The following is a 22056-nucleotide window of genomic DNA, read 5'->3' on the forward strand; positions in this document are numbered from 1 at the left end:
AAACCGTAAACCGGTTAATTTATTTTCAAAACCGCCATAAACGCTTCCTGCGGAATTTCGACGTTTCCGACCTGGCGCATCCGTTTCTTTCCTTTTTTCTGTTTTTCCAACAGCTTCCGTTTCCGGCTGATGTCACCCCCGTAACATTTCGCCAAAACGTCTTTCCGCAGGGCTTTTACGGTTTCGCGGGCAATGATTTTCTGGCCGATAGCCGCCTGAATCGCAATTTCGAACTGCTGACGGGGCAGTAATTCCCGCAATTTTTCGCAAAGTTTCTTGCCCCATTCATACGCTTTGTCGCGGTGAACGATGGCCGAAAGCGCATCGACCCCTTCGCCATTCAGCATGATGTCGAGCTTCACCATCGTCGACTCCCGGTTGCCCAGGAACTCATAATCAAGCGAAGCGTAGCCGCGTGAAATGGTCTTTAGCTTATCAAAAAAGTCAAAAACCACTTCCGCCAGTGGCATTTCAAACTGGAGTTCGACGCGGTCGGCGGTCAGATACACCTGATTTTTGAACAGACTGCGTTTGTCCATACACAAACCAATAATCGCGCCAACGTATTCCGCTTTGGTAATGATTTGTGCTTTGATAAACGGTTCTTCAATCCAGTCGATGCTGCTTGGATCGGGCATTTCGGCCGGGGCGCTGACCTGAAGCGTTTCTCCTTTTGTCGTAATCACTTCAAACCGCACGGACGGCACGGTGGTAATCACGGTCATATCGAATTCGCGCTCCAGACGCTCCTGCACAATTTCCATGTGCAGCATACCCAGAAAACCACAACGGAATCCAAAACCGAGGGCTGCCGAGGTTTCCGGTTCCCAAACCAGCGACGCATCGTTGAGCTGGAGTTTTTCCATCGCTTCGCGAAGTTCTTCATACTCACTGGTATCGACGGGATAAATACCGGCAAAAACCATCGGCTTGACTTCTTCAAAGCCTTGGATAGGCGCGGCTGCCGGGGCAGCGAAACGGGTGATGGTATCCCCTACTTTTACCTCTTTGGCCACTTTAATCCCCGAAATCAGATACCCTACGTCGCCACACTCGATGACCTCTTTGGGTACCTGACTCAATTTCAGCGTTCCGATTTCGTCGGCAAAATATTCTTTCCCGGTGGCCATAAACTTGACCTTATCACCCTTGCGAATGCGGCCATTTTTAACCCGGAAAATAACTTCGATGCCCCGGTAGGAGTTGAACTGGGAGTCAAAAATCAGGGCCTGGAGTTCACCTTCGGGGTCTCCACTCGGTGGTGGTACGCGCTCGACGATGGCATTCAGTATGGCTTCAATTCCGATGCCTTCCTTGCCACTGGCCGGGATGATGTCTTCGCGTTCACAGCCAATCAGATCCACCATTTCGTCTTTTACCTCCTCCGGCATGGCACCGGGCAGGTCAATTTTATTCAGTACCGGAATGATAACCAAGTTGTTATTCATCGCCAGGTAGAGATTCGAAATGGTTTGGGCTTCAGTTCCCTGCGCGGCATCCACCAGCAACAAAGCGCCTTCACAGGCGGCAATGGACCGGGAAACTTCGTAGGAAAAATCCACGTGACCCGGCGTATCGATCAGGTTCAGCGTGTATTTTTCACCTTTATAGAGGTAATCCATCTGGATGGCGTGGCTCTTGATGGTAATCCCACGCTCGCGCTCCAGATCCATGTCGTCCAGAAACTGGGCCTGCATGTCGCGCTCTCCAATGGTTTTTGTAAACTCGAGTAATCGGTCGGCCAGCGTGCTTTTGCCGTGGTCGATGTGGGCAATAATGCAAAAATTACGAATGTGCTTCACGCTGTGAAAACGGTTGTCTGTCTCGGTGTAAATGCAAAAATACTTAAAAAACCGCAGATTCTCGTCACCCTGTCAGCGGTCGCAGACCCTGACAGGGTGATGAATGTTGACTGGTACTTGACCCTGTCAGGGTCTTTGACTGTATCGACAGCCCGGCGCTGGCAGGGTTAGGGTGATGCCAATTGCATCAGGATCCCGCAAAGATAGCCCATGTAGGTTCCAACGGCATAGCCTAAAATCGCCATCAACACCCCCACCGGCGCCAGAACCGGGTGGAAAGCGGCCGCAATGATGGGGGCCGTGGCCGGGCCACCAATGCAGGCCTGACTGCCTACCGCCAGAAAGAAATACGGAGCACGGATCAACCGACTGAAACCGATCATCAGCAGCACATGAAAAAGCATCCAGACCACACCAACCAGAATCAAACCGGGGTGATCGGCAATGGCCAGAATGTTCATTTTCAGGCCAATGGTAGCGATCATCAGGTACAGAAAAACCGTGGCCACTTTTGACGCACCCGCGCCTTCCAGATTCCGGGCTTTGGTGAAAGAAAGCCCAATGCCGATGGCCGTGGCCAGACCGACAATCCAGAAAAACGGCGCATTCAGGCTGAATTGACTCAAGAGTGGGGAATTCCGGTCAATATAGGGCGCAATCTGGTCGGCCAGCGCGTGAGCGACTGCCGTAGCGCCAAAACCGACCGCCAAAATCACGATCAGATCGGTGGCGGTGGGAATTCTCCGAATGGCATTGACCTGACTCTGAATCCGTTGCTTCACTTCCTCTACGGCGCTGGCGTCGGCACCCAGCCAGCGATCGATGGCAACGGAATGGGCTGCGCCGTACAGCAACGCCCCCAACCAGAGATTGGATACAAATACATCAACGGTAACAATGGCGGAAAACAGATTGCTGCTTGGCTGAAACACTTCTTTCAAAGCGGTTTGATTGGCTCCGCCACCAATCCAGGTACCGGCCAGCGTGGCCAGTCCGCGCCAGACAGCCTCCGGCCCCTGTCCACCCACCAATTCCGGCGCAACCTGGGCGATAACCCCAACCGCCAGCGGACCGCCGAGCATGATGCTGATGGCCGAAGCCGCAAACATCAGAATGGATTTGCGACCCAGCCGCCGAAAAGCTTTAAAATCGACACTCAGTGTGAACAGAACCAGAGAAGCCGGTAGCAGGATGCGCGACACCACGGGGTATAATTCGGTGTTGTCGGCATCGACCAGGCCAAAGGTGTTTAATAAAGAAGGAATAAAGTAACAAAGAAGCGTAGCGGGAACGTAGTGGTAGAACTTCTGCCAGAACGGACGCGCACTGTCGGCGGTGGTCAGAACCGCTGCTAAAATCAGGAAAAGGGCGCCGAGGGTAATAGGGTCTGACATCTGAGCTATAACAAACAACGCCGGCCTCAACCTGAGCCGGCGTGTTAAGATTACACTTCATCAACAAACTAAAAACCAATCGGAATGCAGCTACAGAAACCAAATTGAGCTGCCGAAGCCTTAATTATGTTGCGGCTGATTAAAATCAGGCCATAAGCTGTAGGAGGGGGACTCGAACCACCCACGGTGCGGTTAGCTACAGTACAACTTCTGGTGGTCAACCCCAGTCGCTTTTGCAAGCGGCATTATGCTGCGTTTATCCCGAACTCACCACCCCCGAGACAGGAGGGCACGTCTGCCAATTTCGACATCCTACAAGGTAAAAAGAACGCTGTCTAACCGGCCGCATGACCTTTCTGACCGATTGAACAATACAAAGTTAATGCAAAACCGTTGAAGTTTACAAATTCTTTAGAAAAAAATTAGAAAAATTTCTGTTTTCTCAAAATATCACTTATTTTGTTGATGATATTAAAAATTTTACGGTTCAAATGGAAAAAAATTTAGAGATTGACAATGTCGATCTCAAGATCCTCACGTTATTGATGGAAGATGCCAACATGGCCTACACGGAAATCGGTAAACGGATTTTTGTTTCGGGTGGTACCGTTCACGTCCGGATGAAAAAAATGGAGCAGATGGGCATCGTTCGCGGCTCCCAACTGGTCATCGATCACACCAAATTAGGCTGGGACATCAGCGGTTTTCTAGGCATCTATCTGGACAAAAGCTCCCTTTACGAAGATGTTGCTACTGAGTTATTGAAAATTCCCGAAGTTGTCAACATTCATTATACGACCGGCATTTACAGCATTTTTGCCAAGATTGTCTGCCGGGACACCCAGCATCTGCGCGAAGTGTTACACGACAAAATCCAGAAAGTAAGCGGCATACAACGAACCGAGACGTTTATTTCGCTGGAAGAACGGATTTCCCGACCCATTCCGTTCGGCGTTAATGTACCTGCCGACAAAGAATAAAGGCTCATTCCGGACAATCGCCCAGTCGGGTTACTTTCCCTCGATCAAGAAGCCAGCAATTTCCATAGACATCAGAATAGGTAATCTGAAACTGAAACGTTGAATCGCTGGTGACCTGTCCCAAAAAATCAGCCAGGTAGCTGCTGTTAGCCGTTTTATAGATCTCGATTTGATCACCGGCCTTAATAACGTCGCCCGGCACAACGGCATTCCAGAAGCGGCCGGCCTTCCTGACCGAATCCTGGATTGTCTCTGTATTTACCATGTGATTCAGCAATTTCGTATGAGAGAACTCGCTTTTCCCGTGGTAACGGAATTCAACTTTTTTGATTAATGCCGGGCCGACGCCGTTGTTTTTCAGAAGCAGTTCGAAATTGTTGTCAAGGTGAATGCTGGTAACCTGAATGTAGGGCCAAACAGAAGCCTGCTGTTGCTCCCGGGCAATGCGTGTCTGAAAAATAGAAACAATTAAAGCGGCAACACTCAAAAAAGTGGCTGACAAGCCAAGCAGCAGTTCGATGTTGATCGGTTTTCCGGGGTCAACCGGTTTGTCAGATTGCATAGAGAATAAACAGGCTTAGTTTAATCGGTTTTACCAAATAAAGGGAAACTTTCCGATATTTGCCTAACCAGAATGGAACAGACCCCCGGTCCGTTGTGTTATCCTGTAGACTTTTGCGTGTATTAGCCCGCAACCCATCATGAGCAAAGACGTTGAAATTTTAGAGAGTATTACCAATTCCGAATACAAGTACGGTTTCGAAACGCTGATTGAAGCGGATGAGGCACCGATTGGCCTGAGCGAAGACATCGTTCGGTTTATCTCTGCCAAGAAGAATGAACCGGAATGGATGCTGGAATGGCGGTTGAAAGCATATCGGCATTGGGTAACGCTGTCTGAACCCCACTGGCCTAACCTCAAATATCCCGCAATCGATTATCAGGGACTTAAATACTACTCGGCCCCGAAGCAGAAAAAAACCATCAATAGCCTGGACGAAATCGACCCCGAACTGCGCGCGACCTTCGAGCGGTTGGGCATTTCGTTGCAGGAACAGGAACGGCTGTCGGGCGTTGCGGTCGATGCCGTGATCGACTCGGTTTCCATTGCCACTACATTCAAGGTGAAACTAAAAGAACTCGGCATCATTTTCTGTTCGATGACCGAAGCGGTGCAGGAATACCCCGAACTGGTCAAGAAATATTTAGGCTCGGTGGTTCCGCCGAGAGACAATTACTTTGCCGCCCTCAACTCGGCGGTTTTTTCCGACGGTTCGTTCTGCTACATCCCTAAAGGCGTTCGTTGCCCGATGGAACTTTCAACCTATTTCCGGATCAACGCGGCCGGAACCGGGCAGTTCGAACGGACGCTGATCGTGGCCGACGAAGGCTCTTACGTGAGTTATCTGGAAGGTTGTACGGCCCCGATGCGCGACGAAAATCAGTTGCACGCGGCTGTCGTTGAGCTGGTTGCGGCTAAGGAAGCCCAGATCAAATACTCGACGGTTCAGAACTGGTATCCGGGCGACAAGGAAGGGAAAGGCGGTATTTACAACTTCGTGACTAAACGCGGTATTTGTGAAGGCGCTCACTCGAAAATCTCCTGGACCCAGGTAGAAACCGGTTCGGCCATCACCTGGAAATACCCGTCGGTGATCCTGAAAGGTGATTATTCGATCGGTGAGTTTTATTCGGTAGCGGTGACCAACAACTACCAGCAGGCCGACACTGGAACCAAAATGATTCACGTCGGCAAGAACACCAAAAGCCGGATTGTGTCGAAAGGGATTTCGGCGGGAAAAAGTCAGAACTCGTACCGGGGTCTGGTGCAGGTGTTCAAACGCGCTGAAAATGCCCGGAACCACTCCCAGTGCGACTCCCTCCTCTTGGGCGACCGCTGCGGAGCGCATACGTTCCCGTATATCGAGGTGAACAACCAGACGGCGACCGTCGAACACGAAGCGACGACATCCAAAATTGGCGAAGATCAACTGTTTTACTGCAACCAACGCGGTATTCCAACCGAACAGGCCGTGGCGCTAATCATCAATGGATACGCCAAAGAAGTGCTGAACCAGTTGCCGATGGAATTTGCGGTGGAAGCTCAGAAATTACTGGAAATCAGTTTGGAAGGAAGTGTGGGATAATCCTGCTTTCGACTATTCATACAAAAGGCAGGCTTCGGCTTGCCTTTTTTGTTTTAAGCTTTCGGATTGGAACGCGGATGAAACGGATTGAAGGGATCAAAACGGATTTTCATCTGCGCAAATCTGTACAATCCGCTACATCCGTGTTCCTATCCGAAAACTCATTTTTAAAACCGCAGGCAACTGAAACATCCTTTCGTGCATCTCTGATCAGAAACTAATCACGATGAAATTCACCGGCACTTTCCTGATCCTTCTTTTCGTCTCTTTTTCTTCATTTGCCACCTGGTCGATCATTTTGGTAGATACAAAAACCGGCGAAATTGGCATTGCCGGGGCTTCGTGTTCCTACAATTGCTACGGAATCGGGCGAATTATTCCGGGAAAGGGAGCCGTCATTGTCCAGGCCATGAGTAATAACGACGCCCGGAAAAAAGGGTTGGAAATGCTGGAAGCCAATGCCTCGCCCGATCAAATCATCAAGGCACTTCGGGATCCTGAATTCGATCCGGAAGAGCAGCAATACGCGGTCGTCAGTCTCAACTATCTGAATGATTCCAAAACGTATACCGGTACTGCAACCCACACTTACCATGGCTCTTTAATTTCCCGGGGCGTTTCAGTTCAGGGGAATACGCTTACGAATAAGGATGAATTGAAAATCATTCTGGAAACGGTTTTGAAAGGACAAAAAGCGGGACTTCGCATCGATGACATCCTGATGCTGGCACTCGAAGCCGGTTCTATTGCCGGAGGAGACAAACGCTGTGGCGAACAGCGGGCAACCAGTGCTTTTATGATGGTAGCCCGGCCAACCGACAAACCCAGTAAACTGTATATGGAATTACAGTTTTTCGGTCAAAAACGGGGTGGCACGAACGCCGTCACGCTCTTAAAAGGGAAATACGAAAAGTGGAAAACCAACCATCCAAGGTAACTTTTCCGGGAACGAGTCGGTTTTTCTGCTCCACTTCGTTAAAACGATCGTTGAATCCCCATCGAAACACTTTGCCCTAACCAAAGAACCGACCGGGGTTGATCGTACCTGAAATAGTTCATCTGGTAACGACAGGTCGCCTGATACTTTTTACTGAATCGGTACTGATAACTGGCCTCCAAAGCCAGGATTGGACTTTTGCCTAACCAGCTTGCCGCCAGGTGTTCTTTGCCGTTGTAGTCGTAGTCGGGCCGATAAACCACGCTGACTACCGAAGCAAAAGCCTGAATCTGTAGCCGATGAACCGGATTAAGCCGATACGAAACCCTGGCCGAGGCTCCCAGCGAAATCGCAGCCGTAGCCTGAACCGTAGCAACTTCACTATCGGGTGAATAATTCGTAGCGTTTCCAAAAAGCCGAAGTCCAACACCACCAAAATACTGAAGGCGGTTTTCAGGTTGGCTGGCCGGAAAAAGCCGCCAATGGTAATTCAGGATCAGATCGAAGAGCCGGGTGGAGGCTTTTCTGGAAACCACGGACTGGGGATTGGCCTGCGTGTAACCGGCATCCAGTTGCCATTGCGTCTTTGTTCGTTCCTGCCCAAAGGTAGCCTGAAGATTCAGGCCCGTTCCCCGGTACGTGTAAGGCGAATGAAACTGATCCTTGATTTGCAGGGGAGCAACGCCAGCACTAATCCCCAAAAACCGGTTCTGCTGCGCTTCAACGCGGAAAAAACCGGTCATGGCTACAGCACAAAGCAGTGCTTTTAGCGACGCTTTCATCATAATGCGGGAAGAATACCGAAGCGAATCATACCAAAGATCTGGGCCGTGAGTCCGGAATTCAGGTTTCCAGCGGTTGAGACCATCACAAGATTCTCGCCCGGAATCACGACAATGTAATGACCGCCATTGCCCGAGGCATAGTAAGCCGGATAGCTCTTTTCATCCACGGTAAACGATCTTCGCCACCATAAATAACCGTACTCCTGACCGCGCAACAGAACCTGGTTGCGGGTCGATTTATTTATCCAATCCGCCGAAATCAGTTGCTGGCCCTTCCACTGCCCTTTGTTCAGAAACAATTGACCAATCTTGGCCATGTCGCGGGGCCGAATGAATAACCTGCCGCTGGTATTGACCTGACCGGTTGGCATTCGATCCCAGCGGACGGGTTTGATCATCAACGGTCCCCATAAATACTGTTGGGCAAACTCATCCACGGTTTTTCCACTTGCCTGCTGAATAATACCGCCCAGAATAGCCACACCCCCGGTGCAATAGGCTGAGGTTGTACCGGAATTAGTTGCCATCGGAAGGCCCAGCGTGTAGCGAATCCAATCCGGAGACTGATACATCTTTCCCTCGCTCCCCGGCGATTGCGGATCGTCGTCATTGCATTCCAGTCCGGAGCGCATGGTCAGCAAATCGCGGATGGTCATCTGTTTTTTGGCCAGCGTCAGATTGGGGAAAGAATCCTGTGGGAAATAATCGACCACTTTCTCATCCACACTTTTGATAAACCGTTTGTCTACTGCAATTCCGACCAGCGCAGAAGCAATACTCTTTGTTGCCGAGTAGATGTTTTCGGGAACGGTTTGCGTGTAGCCACCGAAATAGTTTTCGTATACCAGCTTGCCGTTTTTGATAATCAACAGGCTATGAATATTCCGGTACTGCTCAGTCGTGATCATATCCGTTAATTGCTCAATCGGTTTTGGATTTATTTGCTGGCTCTGTAGTGAAGCAACCGACCACCCATCCTCCAACTGATCAGGGAGTCGGTACGTATACGTAGCGGGCGCATCAGTGGTTAACTGACTACAGCCAAGCAAACCGGCTAAACTCACACTCAGTACGGAACGGCTTAATAACATCCAAGGTATCATTCTTCACTTCCGGTTTTGTCTTCAAAGGTGAGACGGTTGCTGAAGGTATCAAACAAAGCCGGGTTGACTTAACAAACTTTAACAGGAACGCGCGCGACATCCAAACGACCAGGAGAAAGGAGGATACCAAATGCAGTGGCTAACCTTTTGATTTGCGAGGGTATTCAAAAATGCTGTCGTATGTTTGCAAAACACCTGACTGGTTCCGTTTTCTGATTATTGAAATATATGTCCCTTTCCCTCAAAACCCCACTTGGTCGTTTCCGTTTCATTGGTATTCTGGAAGGTATTTCCTTTCTCGTTCTGCTGGGAATTGCCATGCCGTTAAAATACTGGGCGGGTTGGCCGCTGGCCGTTAAGTACGTTGGCTGGGCACACGGCGTTCTGTTTATCGCCTACCTCATCGCTCTGTTTGCCGTTGCTTTCGACCGTCGCTGGTCGTTCATCCGCGTGGTCGTGGCCTTTATTGCGTCTCTGGTTCCTTTCGGCACGTTCTGGCTGGAAAGCCGTCTCAAAAAAGAAGCGGAACAATCTGTCTCATAGTCAGAGCGAAACGCTTTTGCCAAAAAAATAGTCGGCACTTTGAATAACTTCCGGAGTTACCAACAAAACCTTTTGCGTATATTTCCCCGGACCAACTCCATTTCACCATCCAATTGTGTCGCCCGGAAGAAGATGAGTATTACAAAGAGTGCCCTAGTACCCCTTGCCATTTCGCTATTGACTGCCGTTACCCTGGTTTCCTGCTCTCAAACAAAAGAAACCTCGCAAACCACTGATACTAATAGTGATAGCGCCACGGTAGCAACCGCCATCCCGGTTTCATCGACCACAACAGAACCCGGAACCACACTCGACCCGGCAACGATTCCGGCTGGCAAGATCGCCGATGCCGCTACCATCCTGAGCCGCAAACAGGTGCCGATTCTGTGCTACCACCAAATTCGGGAATGGCGCGCCAAGGATTCGAAAAGTGCAAAAGATTACATCTGCCCCACCTCGGTCTTTGAAGCCCAGATCAAAATGCTGGCCGACAGCGGCTACCACGCCATTCTGCCGGATCAGTTGTATGCGTACCTGACCACCGGAGCCCCGCTGCCCAGCAAACCGGTCATGATTACGTTCGACGATGGGGACCTGGACCAATACGAAACCGCCGTTCCCATTCTGGAGAAGCACAACTACAAAGCCGCTTTTTTCATCATGACGGTGGCCATCGGACGACGCGGCTACCAGCCCTACATGGACAAACAGCAGATCAAGGACCTGGCCGACCGGGGGCATACCATCGGCTGTCATACCTGGGATCACCACAACGTCAAAAAATACCAGGACCAGGACTGGGTGACGCAGATTGAAGAACCGACCAAAAAACTGGAAGCCATCACCGGAAAACCGGTCAAGCATTTTGCCTATCCGTTCGGTCTCTGGAACCACGAAGCCACCGTTGAACTGAAAAAACGGGGTTATCTGGGTGCCTATCAGCTCGCCGAAAAGAAACGCGACGACGAAAATCCATTGCTGTCCGTCCGCCGGATCATCGCCAGCGGTTACTGGAGTCCCCGTACGTTGCACAACAGCATGGTGAATAGTTTCAAGTAGTGTTTCGCCCCCAACCCCCTAAAGGGGACTTTTAACACCCGAGGAGGCAAAGCCCCTTTAGGGGGTCGGGGGCGAAACGTTCAATGGTAACACGTATTTCGAATACGGTATTTCCCCTTTGTGAAACACTTCTCCTTCCGGCTGCATGCCAAACCGCCGGTAAAAATCGGCCGCCGAAAGCCGGGCATCGCACCAGAGCATGTGGACACCCAGCTTGCGGGCTTCATCAATGACCCGATTCAATAGGTGTGTACCAACGCCCTGCCGCTGGCAATCGGGGCGGGTGGCAAACTTCCGGAAACGGGCGACCCCACTTTCTTCAAATAAAGAAATCACGGCTACCAGTTCGTCCTCCTGAAAGGCTCCAAAATGACGTCCGTCAGCATCTTCTTCCAGCATTACATAGTCAAGCGGTTTGTCGGGCCACAGCACCGCATGACGCAGGGCATACGTCTCCTCTGGTATTATTTGTCGAATCGTCATCGCAATACATCGGGTAAATTGCTAAGTTAGGGGTTCATTATTTTCCAGACCCCGTAAACGCATGGCACAGAAAAAATTTATCCTGAGCGAAGCCGAAATTCCCGAAAAATGGTACAACATCGTGGCCGACATGCCCAACAAGCCGCTGCCTCCCCTACATCCCGGCACGAAAGAACCTATTGGTCCTGATATGCTGGCGCCGTTGTTTCCGATGGAATTGATCAAGCAGGAAGTCACGACTGACAAATGGGTCGATATTCCCGATGAAGTCCGCGAAATCTATAAAATCTGGCGTCCCACGCCCATGTTCCGGGCTTATGGTCTGGAAAAATTGCTGGACACACCCGCCAAAATTTACTACAAATACGAAGGGGGCAGCCCCGCCGGATCGCACAAACCCAACACGGCGGTTCCGCAGGCCTATTACAACAAACAGGCTGGCGTTAAGCGCATTACGACCGAAACCGGCGCGGGTCAGTGGGGTAGCGCACTGAGTTTTGCCTGTCAACTGTTCGGTATCGAGTGTGAAGTCTACATGGTTCGGGCGAGTTACGACGGCAAACCGTACCGCAAAATCATGATGAACACCTGGGGCGCCACGGTATATCCCTCCCCCTCGAACCGCACCGAAGCCGGCAAGAAAATCCTGGCGGGCGACCCCCATTCGCCGGGCAGCCTGGGCATAGCAATTTCGGAAGCCGTCGAACTGGCGTTTCAGGACGAAAACACCAAATACGCCCTCGGCTCGGTGCTCAACCACGTGCTGATGCACCAAACGGTCATAGGTCTCGAAGCCATCAAGCAACTGGAGCAGGCTGGTGATTTCCCGGATGTTATTGTCGCTCCGTTTGGGGGCGGTTCCAACTTTGCCGGAATCACGTTTCCATTTCTGCGGTATAATCTGGAAGAAGGCAAAAAAATCCGCTGCATTGCCGCCGAACCGGCTTCGTGTCCCAAGCTGACGCGCGGGGTGTTCCGCTACGACCTGGGCGATACGGTGGGCATGACGCCCCTCCTGCCGATGTATACGCTTGGTCACAATTTCATTCCGGCCCCAATTCACGCGGGCGGTTTGCGGTACCACGGCGCGGGGGCCATCGTGAGCCAGTTGCTCAAGGACGGGCTGATCGAAGCGCAGGCACTCAAGCAGTTGGAGTGTTTCGAAGCGGGGATCAAATTCGCCAAAACCGAGGGCATCATTCCGGCACCGGAAGCCACCCACGCCATTGCGACGGCCATTCGGGAAGCGCAACGGGCCAAAGAAGAAGGAACCGCCAAAACGATTTTGTTCAACCTCTGCGGCCACGGCCACTTCGACATGAGTGCGTACGAGCAGTATCTGTCGGGCAAGCTGGTGGAACATGAAGTGACGCAGGAAGAAATTCTGGAGTCGCTGGCGGAATTGGATACGCCGTTGATTGCCTGATGGTTAAAAACTTCAATATTCGTTATTCAATATTCATTGTTCGATGTTGTAAAGGTAAAATCAATAAATATCGAATAATAAGTATTGAATAACGAATATCGAACAGTAAGTGAAGGAAACCACATCTTGATTCATGCTAACCGTAAATTTCGATCCTTTCCCCATCCTTTCTACCGACCGACTGCGAATCCGGCAATTGGTCGAAAGCGATGCGAATGATTTGTTTGCCCTTCGTTCTCATGAAACCCTGATGCGGTTTATTCCCCGCCCCCTGGCGAAATCCATGGACGATGCGGTTTTGTTGATCCGGGGATTTGACGAACTGATTCGGGCCGGTGAAAGCATTACGTGGGGAATCGCGCTAAAAAATGAACCCCAAGTGATCGGAACCATTGGTTTCGTTCGCTTTCAGAAAGAAAACTACCGGGCCGAAGTCGGCTATTTGCTGCATTCGGACTACCACGGCAGTGGACTGATGCAGGAAGCCCTGCTGGCGGTGGTTGACTACGGTTTTCGGGCACTACAACTCCATTCCATCGAAGCCATTGTCGACCCGGACAATACCGCTTCTGCCAACGTTCTGGAGCGAAGCGGTTTTCGGAAAGAGGGGCATTTCAAAGAAAATAAATTCTTCAACGGTCGCTTTCTCGATTCGGTTTATTACGCCCGATTAGCCCCGATTGAATAAATACCGGCATAAATTGTACTGGTCAAATGCACCCGGAAAATTGCCTGAAAAAACAACATACATTCCAAAGAAGTTACTAAAAAACAGTGAATTACATCGCAATAAATATAGTTTTATAGAATAGACCACGCGTTTTACTGATTATGCCACAAAGTAGTCGATTTATACAGAAAGACCCGGACGTTGTGTTGATCGGAGCCGGAATCATGAGTGCCACGCTCGGCATGTTACTCAAGGAGCTGGACCCAACGCTGACCATCGAAGTGTTTGAACGGCTGGATGTGCTGGCCGCCGAAAGTTCGGATGCCTGGAACAACGCCGGAACCGGCCACTCCGCCTTTTGCGAATTAAACTATACTCCGGAAAAAGAAGACGGATCGGTTGATATTTCCAAAGCCGTTAAAATTGCCGAGTCGTTCGAGGTTTCCAAAGAATTCTGGGCCTATCTGGTTCAGCAAAACATTACGCCCTCGCCCGAAACATTTATCAACGAAATTCCCCATATGAGCTTCGTTTGGGGGGAAAAGAACGTCGACTATCTGAAAAAGCGGCACGACGCGCTGGATAATCACCACCTCTTCAAAGGAATGCTCTATTCCGAAGACCCGGCACAATTGAAGCAGTGGATGCCGCTGGTGATGAATGAACGGGAACCGGATCAAAAAGTGGCTGCTACCCGCATGGACATTGGAACCGACGTCAATTTTGGTGCCCTGACCCGTGCGCTCTTCGAGCACCTCCGGAAAATGGACGGCGTTACCATCCGGCTCGCCCACGACGTTCGCGACCTGGAACAGGAGAAAGACGGCACCTGGAAAATCACCGTAAAAAACTGGTCGACACGCAAGAAACGGGAACTGCGCACCCGGTTTATTTTCATCGGCGCGGGTGGTGGCTCTCTACCCCTGCTCGAAAAGGCCGACATCCCCGAAGGCAAAGGCTTTGGCGGTTTTCCGGTGAGCGGCCAGTGGCTGGTCTGCAACAACCCGGAGATCGTTGAACAGCACGAAGCGAAAGTCTACGGCAAAGCGGCTGTCGGCTCTCCCCCGATGTCGGTTCCGCACCTCGATACGCGGATGATCGACGGCAAAAAAGCCCTGCTATTTGGCCCCTACGCCGGTTTTTCAACAAAATTTCTCAAAAATGGCTCGTTTATGGACTTACCGTTGTCCATTAAAGCCAACAACCTGCTGCCCATGATGGCGGCCGGCATTCATAACATTCCGCTCACGAAATACCTCATCGATCAGGTGCGGCAATCACCGGAAGACCGGCTGGCGGCCCTGAAAGACTATTTCCCGGCGGCCAAAATGGAAGACTGGGATCTGGAAACTGCCGGCCAGCGGGTTCAGGTCATCAAGAAAGACCCCGAAGAAGGCGGTATTCTGGAGTTCGGCACGGAAGTCGTTTGTGCGGCCGATGGTTCCATTGCGGCTCTTTTGGGGGCATCGCCTGGTGCTTCAACCTCCGTATCCATTATGCTCGATCTGCTGAACCGGTGTTTCCCCACCCAACTTCGTACGGAAGCCTGGCAAACCAAATTGAAGCAGATGATTCCGTCATACGGACAATCGCTGGCGACCAATGCGGAACTGGCGCACCAGACCCGGGCCTGGACGAGTGAAGTGTTGGGGCTAAAGGAGACCGAACCGGTTCTTTAAATTAGTCAGATCATGGCAGCACCCAACGATGCCGTCCGGTTTGACGCAGTGATCGAGCGATTTACAAACGCAATCGGAGCGCATTACATTGGTGTTCCGGACGAGGTGGTGCAGCAGTTTACGCAAAAGTCGGCAGTACGCGTCATGTGCCTGCTCAACAGCACCGTTGAATTTCACTGTGCCCTCCGGCCCAAAGGCGACGGGTCATTTATGATCAGCATCGGAACGCCCATCCGCCAGCAGCTCAAAGTGCGGTTGGGTGACACGGTGAAGGCGGTAATCTGGAAAGATGAAAGTGAATATGGCCGAAAAATGCCGGAAGAACTTCAGGAGTTGCTGGCGATCGACGAAGAGGGAAACCGGCATTTTCAGGCCCTCACGCCCGGCAAGCAACGCAGCATCATGTATTACATCGACGGAGCCAAAAACGTCCAGATCCGCGTGGATCGTGCCATTATGATGATCGACCGACTGAAAACGAAATAATTTTACTACCAAATTTTGCAGTTTAATAAAGCCGTACCGTATTTCAGTACGGTTTTTATTTTTATCGGATTGCCGTTCTATTCCCAGGAATCATGAGCGAAATAAAATTATACGATGCCCCCGAATTTACGGCGAAGTTCATGCCCTCGGAGAAATTAAATGCGATTTTAAAAGAGGATCGCAGCAAGTTTTTTATCGTACGGGTAGAAGAAATGTATCGCCATGTCAACCGACCGGTTCCGACTTCCCGATCGACGATTTATTCCTGTTTATACCTCACCGAAGGCGCGGCAAGCATGAAAATCGGGAGTGAATTGTACACCATTCACTGCCATGAATTACTGATTGTACCCGCGGGCCAGGTTTTCTCGTTTCAGGAAAATGACGTTAACAAAGGCTATCTGTGCGGTTTTCACAGCGATTTTCTGGTGGGGAAATGGCTAAAAAACAACCTGTTAAAAGAATTTGATTTTTTAAAGATCTGGGGCCATCCACTCATCAAACCGGACGCGCAATCCGCTCAGTTTATTCAGTCCCTGTACGAACGACTTCTGATTGATTACTCCCAGAACGGCCTTCAAAACCCAGGCCTTCTGCAGTCCTATTTATTCGCGTTACTGTGTGAAGTAAACCGGGTTTACCAGTCCGTTTCACCCCCTGATCCCATCGCGGCAGTGACCCTGACGAACCGGTTTCGGGAGTTGGTATTCTCACTGTTCCGGACGAAACAGCGCGTGTCCGAGTATGCCGCCCTGCTCAATATTACCCCCAATCATCTGAATAAAACCGTTCGGACCGTTTCCGGGAAATCTCCTACCAAATGGATCGACGAAGCCATTATGCTCGAAGCCAAAGTGCTGTTGTGCCAAACTGGTTTGTCCATCAATGAAGTTGCTACTCAAGTCGGTTTGGACGATCCTTCCTATTTCACCCGCCTGTTTAAAAATTTTGAAGGACAAACGCCAACCGAGTTCCGCAGAATGATTGAAAAGTCCTGAAACTCTCCTTATCCATCCTAACCCCCATTCTCCCAAAAACCGACCTTTGCATCATCAATAGATGCAATCGATCAATGTATTCCTTTCTTTTAAGTGTTCACTCTGCCTTCCGATGGCTGGTTCTACTGAGTGTTTTGTACGGTATTTATCGGGGGTTCCGGGGCTGGTTTGGCAAGCGGTCGTTTACCCGAACCGATAACGCCACCCGCCACATTACCGCCACCATTTGCCATATTCAGCTCCTGATCGGCTACGTCCTCTATTTTAACAGCCCGTTGATTCAGTATTTCCGGCTCCACTACGACGAAGCCCGCAAGCAATTCGACCTGCTCTTTTTCGGACTGATCCATGTCATCTTAATGACTGTAGCGATCGTTTTGATCACAATTGGTTCATCGGCTTCGAAACGCATGAATTCCGATCGGGGGAAATTTAAAACCCTGACGATCTGGTTCTTCCTGGCCCTATTGATTCTGCTGTCGGCCATTCCCTGGCCTTTTTCACCACTGGCCAGCCGGCCTTACTTCCGCTCTTTTTAATCATGAAATTTCTGACTACCAAAATCGGTCGTCTGCGGCTGATCGGCTTTTTAGAAGGCCTCTCTCTCCTCGTCTTAATCGGTATCGCGGTTCCTTTAAAATACGCCAAAGGGGATCCCACGCTGGTAAAAACCATGGGGCCGGTACACGGTTTATTATTCCTGCTTTTCATCCTGAATACCCTGAGTTTCGGAATCGAGCAGAAATGGAAATTTCAGGAAACAACCTGGAAGGTATTAGTCGCCTGCCTGATCCCATTTGGCACGTTTTACGTAGATTATACAATTCTATCGCGACAGGATGTACAATAAAAAAGCGGTCACGAACCGTGCGTTAGACCGTTCGTGACCGCTTCGTAAGCGTTTTTAATTTTACTGCGGACCTCGACGGCCGCCACCGCCCTCACCCCGATTGGAAGAATTTTGACGCTCCTGATACTGACGGGGTGGCCGGTCGGCAGACCGTTGCTGAAACTGGCCTCCCTGGCCCTGAGGCCGTTCTACCCGTTGCGGAGTGTTTTCACCTGCTCCGCCACCACCCGACCAACGGGAGCGTTGGCTGGACTGATCCGGCTGGGGATAACTCCGGCTTTCGGCCCGACGCTCGACCGACGGAGAGCCTGCGCCAGGATCGAAGCTGCGGTTCGTACGGTTTTCGGAGGGACTTTCTACCCGACCCGGACTGGTGCGATCCCAGGTGCTGCGATCCGGACGAGCAACGCCTTCAGAAGAACCGGTATTCGGGCGGCTGTTATAGTCTGGCCGATTATCATTTCCACTATTCGGGCGGTTTGAATAGTCCGGGCGGTTGGTATTATCCAAATCGGGCCGGTTATTGAAACCATCGTTGCGGTTCATCGAATTGTCACCCCGATTGGCTCTATTACGGCCATTGTCATAGCGGTTCGAACGGTTTGAGTTCGGGTAGTTTCCGGCTACCTCACCCCGGTTATTGCCGTTGTAATTTCCATTTCCGTTGTAACCACCCCGGCTATCACCCCGATTGGGATTCCCGTTTCCACCCCGGGCACCGTAGGCACCACGACTCGCAATGTCATTGGCCCGGTATACCGGTACACTCCGGCGGGTGTAGCGTTCCATCTCATCCCGACGCGGGCCGTAGCCATACGACCGGTTGTTGTACCGGTATACGTTGTTGATAATGGTCGTGTTATGATAGACATTGACGATCCGGGTTCTGGGAATGCAATAACTGTAAACGCGCGGACTGGTAATGTACATCTGCGGAACAAACGTCCAGTAGTTGAACGGAAGATTGATGTTCACATTAATGCTCATCCCCGGTCCGAGCGGAGCCCAGCCGTAGTAGCCACCACCGGAACGCCAGCTCACCCAGGCCGGTCCCCATTCACTGTCCGGAACCCAGACCCAGCGTCCGTAATAGTCATCAAACAACCAGCGTCCGTAGTGAAAAGGTGCCCAGCCCCAGTCGTAATCCGACACCCAGGTGTTACCATATTCCGTTACCGCCCAATGTCCGTTGGTCGCATAGGGTTGAAAATCACCCGGCACATCCGGCATCCAGACCTGACCGTAGGTCGGGTTTCGGGTCCATTGTCCATAAGGAGCCAATTCGTCGTAAAAGGACTCCACTGGCATATCGACGCCGGGTTGTGCCATCGTTTTTTGAGGCATCGCCAGCGCGATTAAAAAGAATAGCATCAACCCAAAAACCGGTATGATTCGTCGTGTTTTCATGGCCCGTCGGACGTTAAAAGTAGAACTGCTCCTTTGATAAACGAAAGAGTCAAAGGTTTAATCTACTTTATAACAGTTTATCCAGCGTAATGGGCAAACTCCGAATCCGTTTTCCGGTGGCGTGAAAAACCGCATTGGCAATAGCCGCCGGCATGCCGACAATCCCGATTTCGCCCAATCCTTTTACCCCCAGCGGATTCACAATGGTGTCGGTTTCTTCCACAAATATCACATCAAGACCCTGAATATCAGCATTGACCGGAACATGGTATTCGGCCAGCGAATGGTTCATAAACCGACCAAACTGGTGGTCCATCACGCTTTCCTCCTCCAGTCCTTTGCTGATGCCCCACACCATGCCGCCGATGATCTGGCTCCGGGCGGTTTTCGGATTCAGGATTTGTCCGCCCGCTACGGCAGTCACCGCCCGCGTTACCCGAACCGTTCCGAAATCTTCATCGACCTCCACTTCCACAAAAACCGCCGAATGAACCGCCCGGGCGTATTTGCGTTGCTCCAGCATATTCGGCACCGACGTCGATGTTTCACTCACGGCCCGCCCGCCATTCGTTCCGACGATGTCCAGCAGCGAAACCGCTACAGACGAATCCTTTTTGAGTCGGATGTGGGCATTCTCAAAAACAATCTCCTCCAGTTTCACATCAGCAAATGGCGAATGCGGCATTTTTTGAGCCATTTTGAAGAGCTTTTTCCCCAAATCCTCGCAAGCCACTTTCACGGCGGAACCTACCGTGGCTGCCGTCCAGGAACCGCCCTGAATGGGTGCCAGGGGCATATCCGTGTCCCCCAGTCGAAAAATGACGTCTTCGATGGGCATGCCGAGGGTGTCGGCGGCAATCTGGGTCATGATCGTATACGTGCCGGTTCCGATGTCGGCAGTGGCGCTGCTGACCCGGAGTTTTCCATTGACCGTCAGCACGGCTTCGGCCCGCGCGGGCATGTGCATCGACTCCCAAATACCGGTTGCCATGCCCCAGCCGACCAGCGTGTGTCCGTTCCGCATGGAGCGCGGTTCGGGGGTTCGGTTTGCCCAGCCAAACCGCTCGGCACCCTGCCGGAAACACTCCCGTAACTCCTTGCTCGAATACGGCAGGTCTTCGTTCATGTCCCGTTCCGTGTAGTTTTTCAATCGAAATTCCACAGGGTCCAGGCCCACTTGATGCGCCAGTTCGTCGATGGCACATTCCAGAGCCGACAGGCCGGTTACCCCACCCGGCGCGCGCATGTCGATCGGGGTGTAGACATCCAGAGGCACCAGATTATAGGTCAACGTCACATTCTGAGCCGGATACAACATGCCCGCCCAGTTCACGACAATTTCGGTGTAATCCTCAAATTGAGAGGTTTCTCCCACGGCATCGTGCCGAATGGCCTCAAGCTTTCCATCCGCCGAAGCGCCGAGCGACACGTTCTGAACCGTAGCCGGGCGGTGTCCAAACGTAAACATCTGCTGGCGCGTGAGCGAAACCCGAACCGATCGTTTGAGTTCACGGGCGGCTAAAACCGCTAAGAATAACTGGTATTGCGGACGCAGACCGGCACCAAAACCGCCCCCGACGAAGGGCGAAATAACCCGGACGTCCTTAAAGGGAATGCCAAATACCTGCGAAACATACAATTGGCTGTTGGGTGCCCCCTGCGTTTTATCGTAAATCGTCAGCTTGTCGTTTTTTTCGTACACCACCGTCGTAGCAAACATCTCCATCGGGTTGTGATGCTCGGCAGAGTGGACATACGTTCCCGAAACCTGCACCGCTGCCCGCTGGAAAGCCTTTTCGAAATCACCGCGTGGTTTGGGCGGTGGCGGTTTGAGCAAACTGGCAACGCCCGATTTCGGTTCCCGCGCCCGGTGCAGGTTGTGCTCCAGCGCCGTTTCGTGTTCCTCCTCTTCGTACTCAATCCGGATCAGCGAAGCCGCGTACCGGGCCAGTTCCAGGCTTTCAGCCACGACCAAAGCCACCGGCTGGCCGCTGTATTTCACCGTCGCATCTCGCAGCGGCCGGAACGGTGAACCGGGTGGCGCATCCTGGTCTTTGTAGCTCATATCGAACCAGGCCAGACCGGGGCGGTTTTCGTGCGAAAACACCTGAATAACCCCCGGCAGTTGAAGTGCGGCTTCTGCGTCGATGCGGGTGATTTTCCCTTTGGAAATGGAACTGGAAATTACCCAGCCATGCGCCAGATCCGCAGCTTTGTACTCAGCGGCATACTTTGCTTTTCCCGTGACTTTGGCTACACCGTCGACACGATTGATGGATTTTCCGATGTATTTGGTCATGATGCGGGTTCAAGGTTAGCGGCCTGTTTCAGCGCCCGCACAATGGCGCGTTTGGCCAGTTCAATTTTAAACGTGTTGTGTCCATACCCTTTGGCACCGGCCAGAAGGGCTTCTGCCACCGATTGAAAATCTGCCTCAGACAGATTTTGCCCAACCAGCATCGCTTCTATCTCGGGCTTGCGCCAGGGTTTGTGCGCCACCCCGCCGAGCGCAATCCGGGCGTCGGTGATGCGGTTATTTTCAATCTCCAGACCCACCGCAACCGATACCAGTGCGAAGGCGTAGGATTGCCGGTCACGAATTTTGATATAGGTATTATAGTCCGAAAATCCTTTGGCGGGCAGATCGATGGCCGTTACCAACTCACCCGGCTGAACGGTATGGTCAAGCCAGGGTTCATCACCGGGCAAACGGTGAAAATCCGCAAACGGAATGGTTCGATCCCCATTCGGTCCCGTCACCCGAACAACGGCGTCAAGGGCCGAAAGGGCCACGCAGAGATCCGATGGATGGGTGGCAATGCAGGTCGTTTCAGGCTGCTGATCACTCGTGCCCAGAATGGCGTGAATCCGGTTGTAGCCATGAACTGCCCCACAGCCTGACCCCGGTTCACGCTTGTTGCAGGGCGTTGCCAGATCATAAAAGTAATAGCAGCGGGTCCGCTGGAAGAGGTTACCACCGTTGGTTGCCATGTTGCGCAACTGCGCCGATGCTCCCGCCAAAATGGCCCGCGACAGCAGCGGATACCGGCTTTCGACAGCCGGATGATACGCCGTATCGGCATTCGTCACCAACGCACCAAGTCGAAGGCCACCGTCTTCGGTGTCGTCAATGGTGTTCAGTGTCAGCCGGTTAATGTCTACCAACCGGTTGGGCCGTTCGACGTTCTCCTTCATCAAATCGAGCAGGTTGGTTCCTCCTGCAATAAATTTGGCTCCCTCATGGGTTGCCAGTTCGCCTACGGCCATGCTGATGTCGCTGGGTCGGGCATACGAAAAACTATTCATA

Annotated in this window: 21 protein-coding genes; 12 read left to right on the top strand and 9 right to left on the bottom strand. The window is 51.7% G+C overall.

Translation table 11 applies throughout. The annotated features are described in order from the left end of the window. Positions 1–14: 14 nt before the first annotated feature. Together lepA and F0P93_RS05110 are read right to left on the bottom strand one after the other, a co-directional pair. Positions 15–1802, bottom strand: a complete 1788-nt coding sequence (gene lepA, locus F0P93_RS05105; protein WP_114404676.1) for a translation elongation factor 4 — start codon at positions 1800–1802, stop codon at positions 15–17. A 167-nt stretch (positions 1803–1969) separates the two neighbouring features. Next, the gene (locus F0P93_RS05110) at positions 1970–3196 is read right to left on the bottom strand and encodes a DUF819 family protein (RefSeq protein ID WP_150875195.1); all 1227 of its coding nucleotides are present in this window, start codon (positions 3194–3196) and stop codon (positions 1970–1972) included. A 491-nt stretch (positions 3197–3687) separates the two neighbouring features. On the opposite strand from F0P93_RS05110, the gene F0P93_RS05115 reads away from it, so the two are divergent. Beyond that, a complete protein-coding gene (locus F0P93_RS05115) occupies positions 3688–4176 on the top strand; it encodes an Lrp/AsnC ligand binding domain-containing protein (protein ID WP_138990507.1) in 489 nt (162 codons plus the stop codon). Positions 4177–4180: 4 nt separating this feature from the next. On the opposite strand, the gene F0P93_RS05120 is transcribed toward F0P93_RS05115, so the two are convergent. Continuing rightward, positions 4181–4663, bottom strand: a complete 483-nt coding sequence (locus F0P93_RS05120; protein ID WP_150875196.1) for a DUF8453 domain-containing protein — start codon at positions 4661–4663, stop codon at positions 4181–4183. Positions 4664–4877: 214 nt separating this feature from the next. On the opposite strand from F0P93_RS05120, the gene sufB reads away from it, so the two are divergent. Then, positions 4878–6323, top strand: a complete 1446-nt coding sequence (sufB, locus tag F0P93_RS05125; RefSeq protein WP_138990509.1) for a Fe-S cluster assembly protein SufB — start codon at positions 4878–4880, stop codon at positions 6321–6323. 226 nt (positions 6324–6549) lie between these two features. Further along, the gene (locus tag F0P93_RS05130; RefSeq protein ID WP_150875197.1) at positions 6550–7260 is read left to right on the top strand and encodes a DUF1028 domain-containing protein; all 711 of its coding nucleotides are present in this window, start codon (positions 6550–6552) and stop codon (positions 7258–7260) included. A 38-nt stretch (positions 7261–7298) separates the two neighbouring features. Here the strand turns inward: F0P93_RS05130 and F0P93_RS05135 are convergent, their stop codons facing one another. Together F0P93_RS05135 and F0P93_RS05140 are read right to left on the bottom strand one after the other, a co-directional pair. Beyond that, positions 7299–8042, bottom strand: coding sequence for a hypothetical protein (locus tag F0P93_RS05135; RefSeq protein ID WP_150875198.1), 744 nt, complete (start codon positions 8040–8042; stop codon positions 7299–7301). Continuing rightward, the gene (locus F0P93_RS05140) at positions 8042–9148 is read right to left on the bottom strand and encodes a serine hydrolase domain-containing protein (protein WP_150875199.1); all 1107 of its coding nucleotides are present in this window, start codon (positions 9146–9148) and stop codon (positions 8042–8044) included. The genes F0P93_RS05135 and F0P93_RS05140 overlap by 1 nt, the downstream gene beginning before the upstream one ends. Before the next feature lie 228 nt (positions 9149–9376). Between F0P93_RS05140 and F0P93_RS05145 the strand changes: the two genes are divergently transcribed. Together F0P93_RS05145 and F0P93_RS05150 are read left to right on the top strand one after the other, a co-directional pair. After that, on the top strand, positions 9377–9691 hold the full coding sequence (locus F0P93_RS05145) for a DUF3817 domain-containing protein (protein ID WP_150875200.1): 315 nt from the start codon (positions 9377–9379) through the stop codon (positions 9689–9691). 132 nt (positions 9692–9823) lie between these two features. After that, positions 9824–10750 (top strand): polysaccharide deacetylase family protein, encoded by a 927-nt coding sequence (locus F0P93_RS05150; protein ID WP_150875201.1) that lies wholly within the window; start codon positions 9824–9826, stop codon positions 10748–10750. 57 nt (positions 10751–10807) lie between these two features. On the opposite strand, the gene F0P93_RS05155 is transcribed toward F0P93_RS05150, so the two are convergent. Beyond that, positions 10808–11233, bottom strand: coding sequence for a GNAT family N-acetyltransferase (locus tag F0P93_RS05155; RefSeq protein ID WP_150875202.1), 426 nt, complete (start codon positions 11231–11233; stop codon positions 10808–10810). A gap of 61 nt (positions 11234–11294) precedes the next feature. Between F0P93_RS05155 and F0P93_RS05160 the strand changes: the two genes are divergently transcribed. From F0P93_RS05160 to F0P93_RS05190, 7 genes are all read left to right on the top strand, one after another. Further along, positions 11295–12659: a TrpB-like pyridoxal phosphate-dependent enzyme gene (locus F0P93_RS05160; protein WP_150875203.1), complete on the top strand. Its 1365-nt coding sequence runs from the start codon at positions 11295–11297 to the stop codon at positions 12657–12659. Between the two features lie 133 nt (positions 12660–12792). Continuing rightward, positions 12793–13347: a GNAT family N-acetyltransferase gene (locus F0P93_RS05165; protein WP_150875204.1), complete on the top strand. Its 555-nt coding sequence runs from the start codon at positions 12793–12795 to the stop codon at positions 13345–13347. Between the two features lie 143 nt (positions 13348–13490). Continuing rightward, the gene (locus tag F0P93_RS05170; RefSeq protein ID WP_150875205.1) at positions 13491–15008 is read left to right on the top strand and encodes a malate:quinone oxidoreductase; all 1518 of its coding nucleotides are present in this window, start codon (positions 13491–13493) and stop codon (positions 15006–15008) included. 12 nt (positions 15009–15020) lie between these two features. Continuing rightward, positions 15021–15494 carry a YdeI/OmpD-associated family protein gene (locus F0P93_RS05175; protein ID WP_150875206.1) on the top strand — a complete coding sequence of 158 codons (474 nt, stop codon included), beginning with the start codon at positions 15021–15023 and terminating at the stop codon, positions 15492–15494. Positions 15495–15586: 92 nt separating this feature from the next. Further along, positions 15587–16492 carry a helix-turn-helix domain-containing protein gene (locus F0P93_RS05180; RefSeq protein WP_150875207.1) on the top strand — a complete coding sequence of 302 codons (906 nt, stop codon included), beginning with the start codon at positions 15587–15589 and terminating at the stop codon, positions 16490–16492. A gap of 74 nt (positions 16493–16566) precedes the next feature. After that, the gene (locus tag F0P93_RS05185) at positions 16567–17031 is read left to right on the top strand and encodes a hypothetical protein (RefSeq protein WP_150875208.1); all 465 of its coding nucleotides are present in this window, start codon (positions 16567–16569) and stop codon (positions 17029–17031) included. A 2-nt stretch (positions 17032–17033) separates the two neighbouring features. After that, positions 17034–17342: a DUF3817 domain-containing protein gene (locus tag F0P93_RS05190; RefSeq protein ID WP_310587983.1), complete on the top strand. Its 309-nt coding sequence runs from the start codon at positions 17034–17036 to the stop codon at positions 17340–17342. 60 nt (positions 17343–17402) lie between these two features. Here the strand turns inward: F0P93_RS05190 and F0P93_RS05195 are convergent, their stop codons facing one another. The 3 genes from F0P93_RS05195 to F0P93_RS05205 form a co-directional block, all read right to left on the bottom strand. Then, positions 17403–18749, bottom strand: a complete 1347-nt coding sequence (locus F0P93_RS05195; protein ID WP_191908728.1) for a DUF6600 domain-containing protein — start codon at positions 18747–18749, stop codon at positions 17403–17405. Positions 18750–18816: 67 nt separating this feature from the next. Next, positions 18817–21048: a xanthine dehydrogenase family protein molybdopterin-binding subunit gene (locus tag F0P93_RS05200; protein ID WP_150875210.1), complete on the bottom strand. Its 2232-nt coding sequence runs from the start codon at positions 21046–21048 to the stop codon at positions 18817–18819. Then, entirely contained in the window at positions 21045–22055 is a 1011-nt protein-coding gene (locus tag F0P93_RS05205) for an FAD binding domain-containing protein (RefSeq protein ID WP_150875211.1), read from the bottom strand. Before F0P93_RS05205 ends, F0P93_RS05200 begins: the two co-directional genes overlap by 4 nt. Position 22056 lies beyond the last annotated feature (1 nt).

The sequence above is a fragment of the Larkinella humicola genome, assembly GCF_008727875.1.
In the GTDB taxonomy this organism is placed as follows: domain Bacteria; phylum Bacteroidota; class Bacteroidia; order Cytophagales; family Spirosomataceae; genus Larkinella; species Larkinella humicola.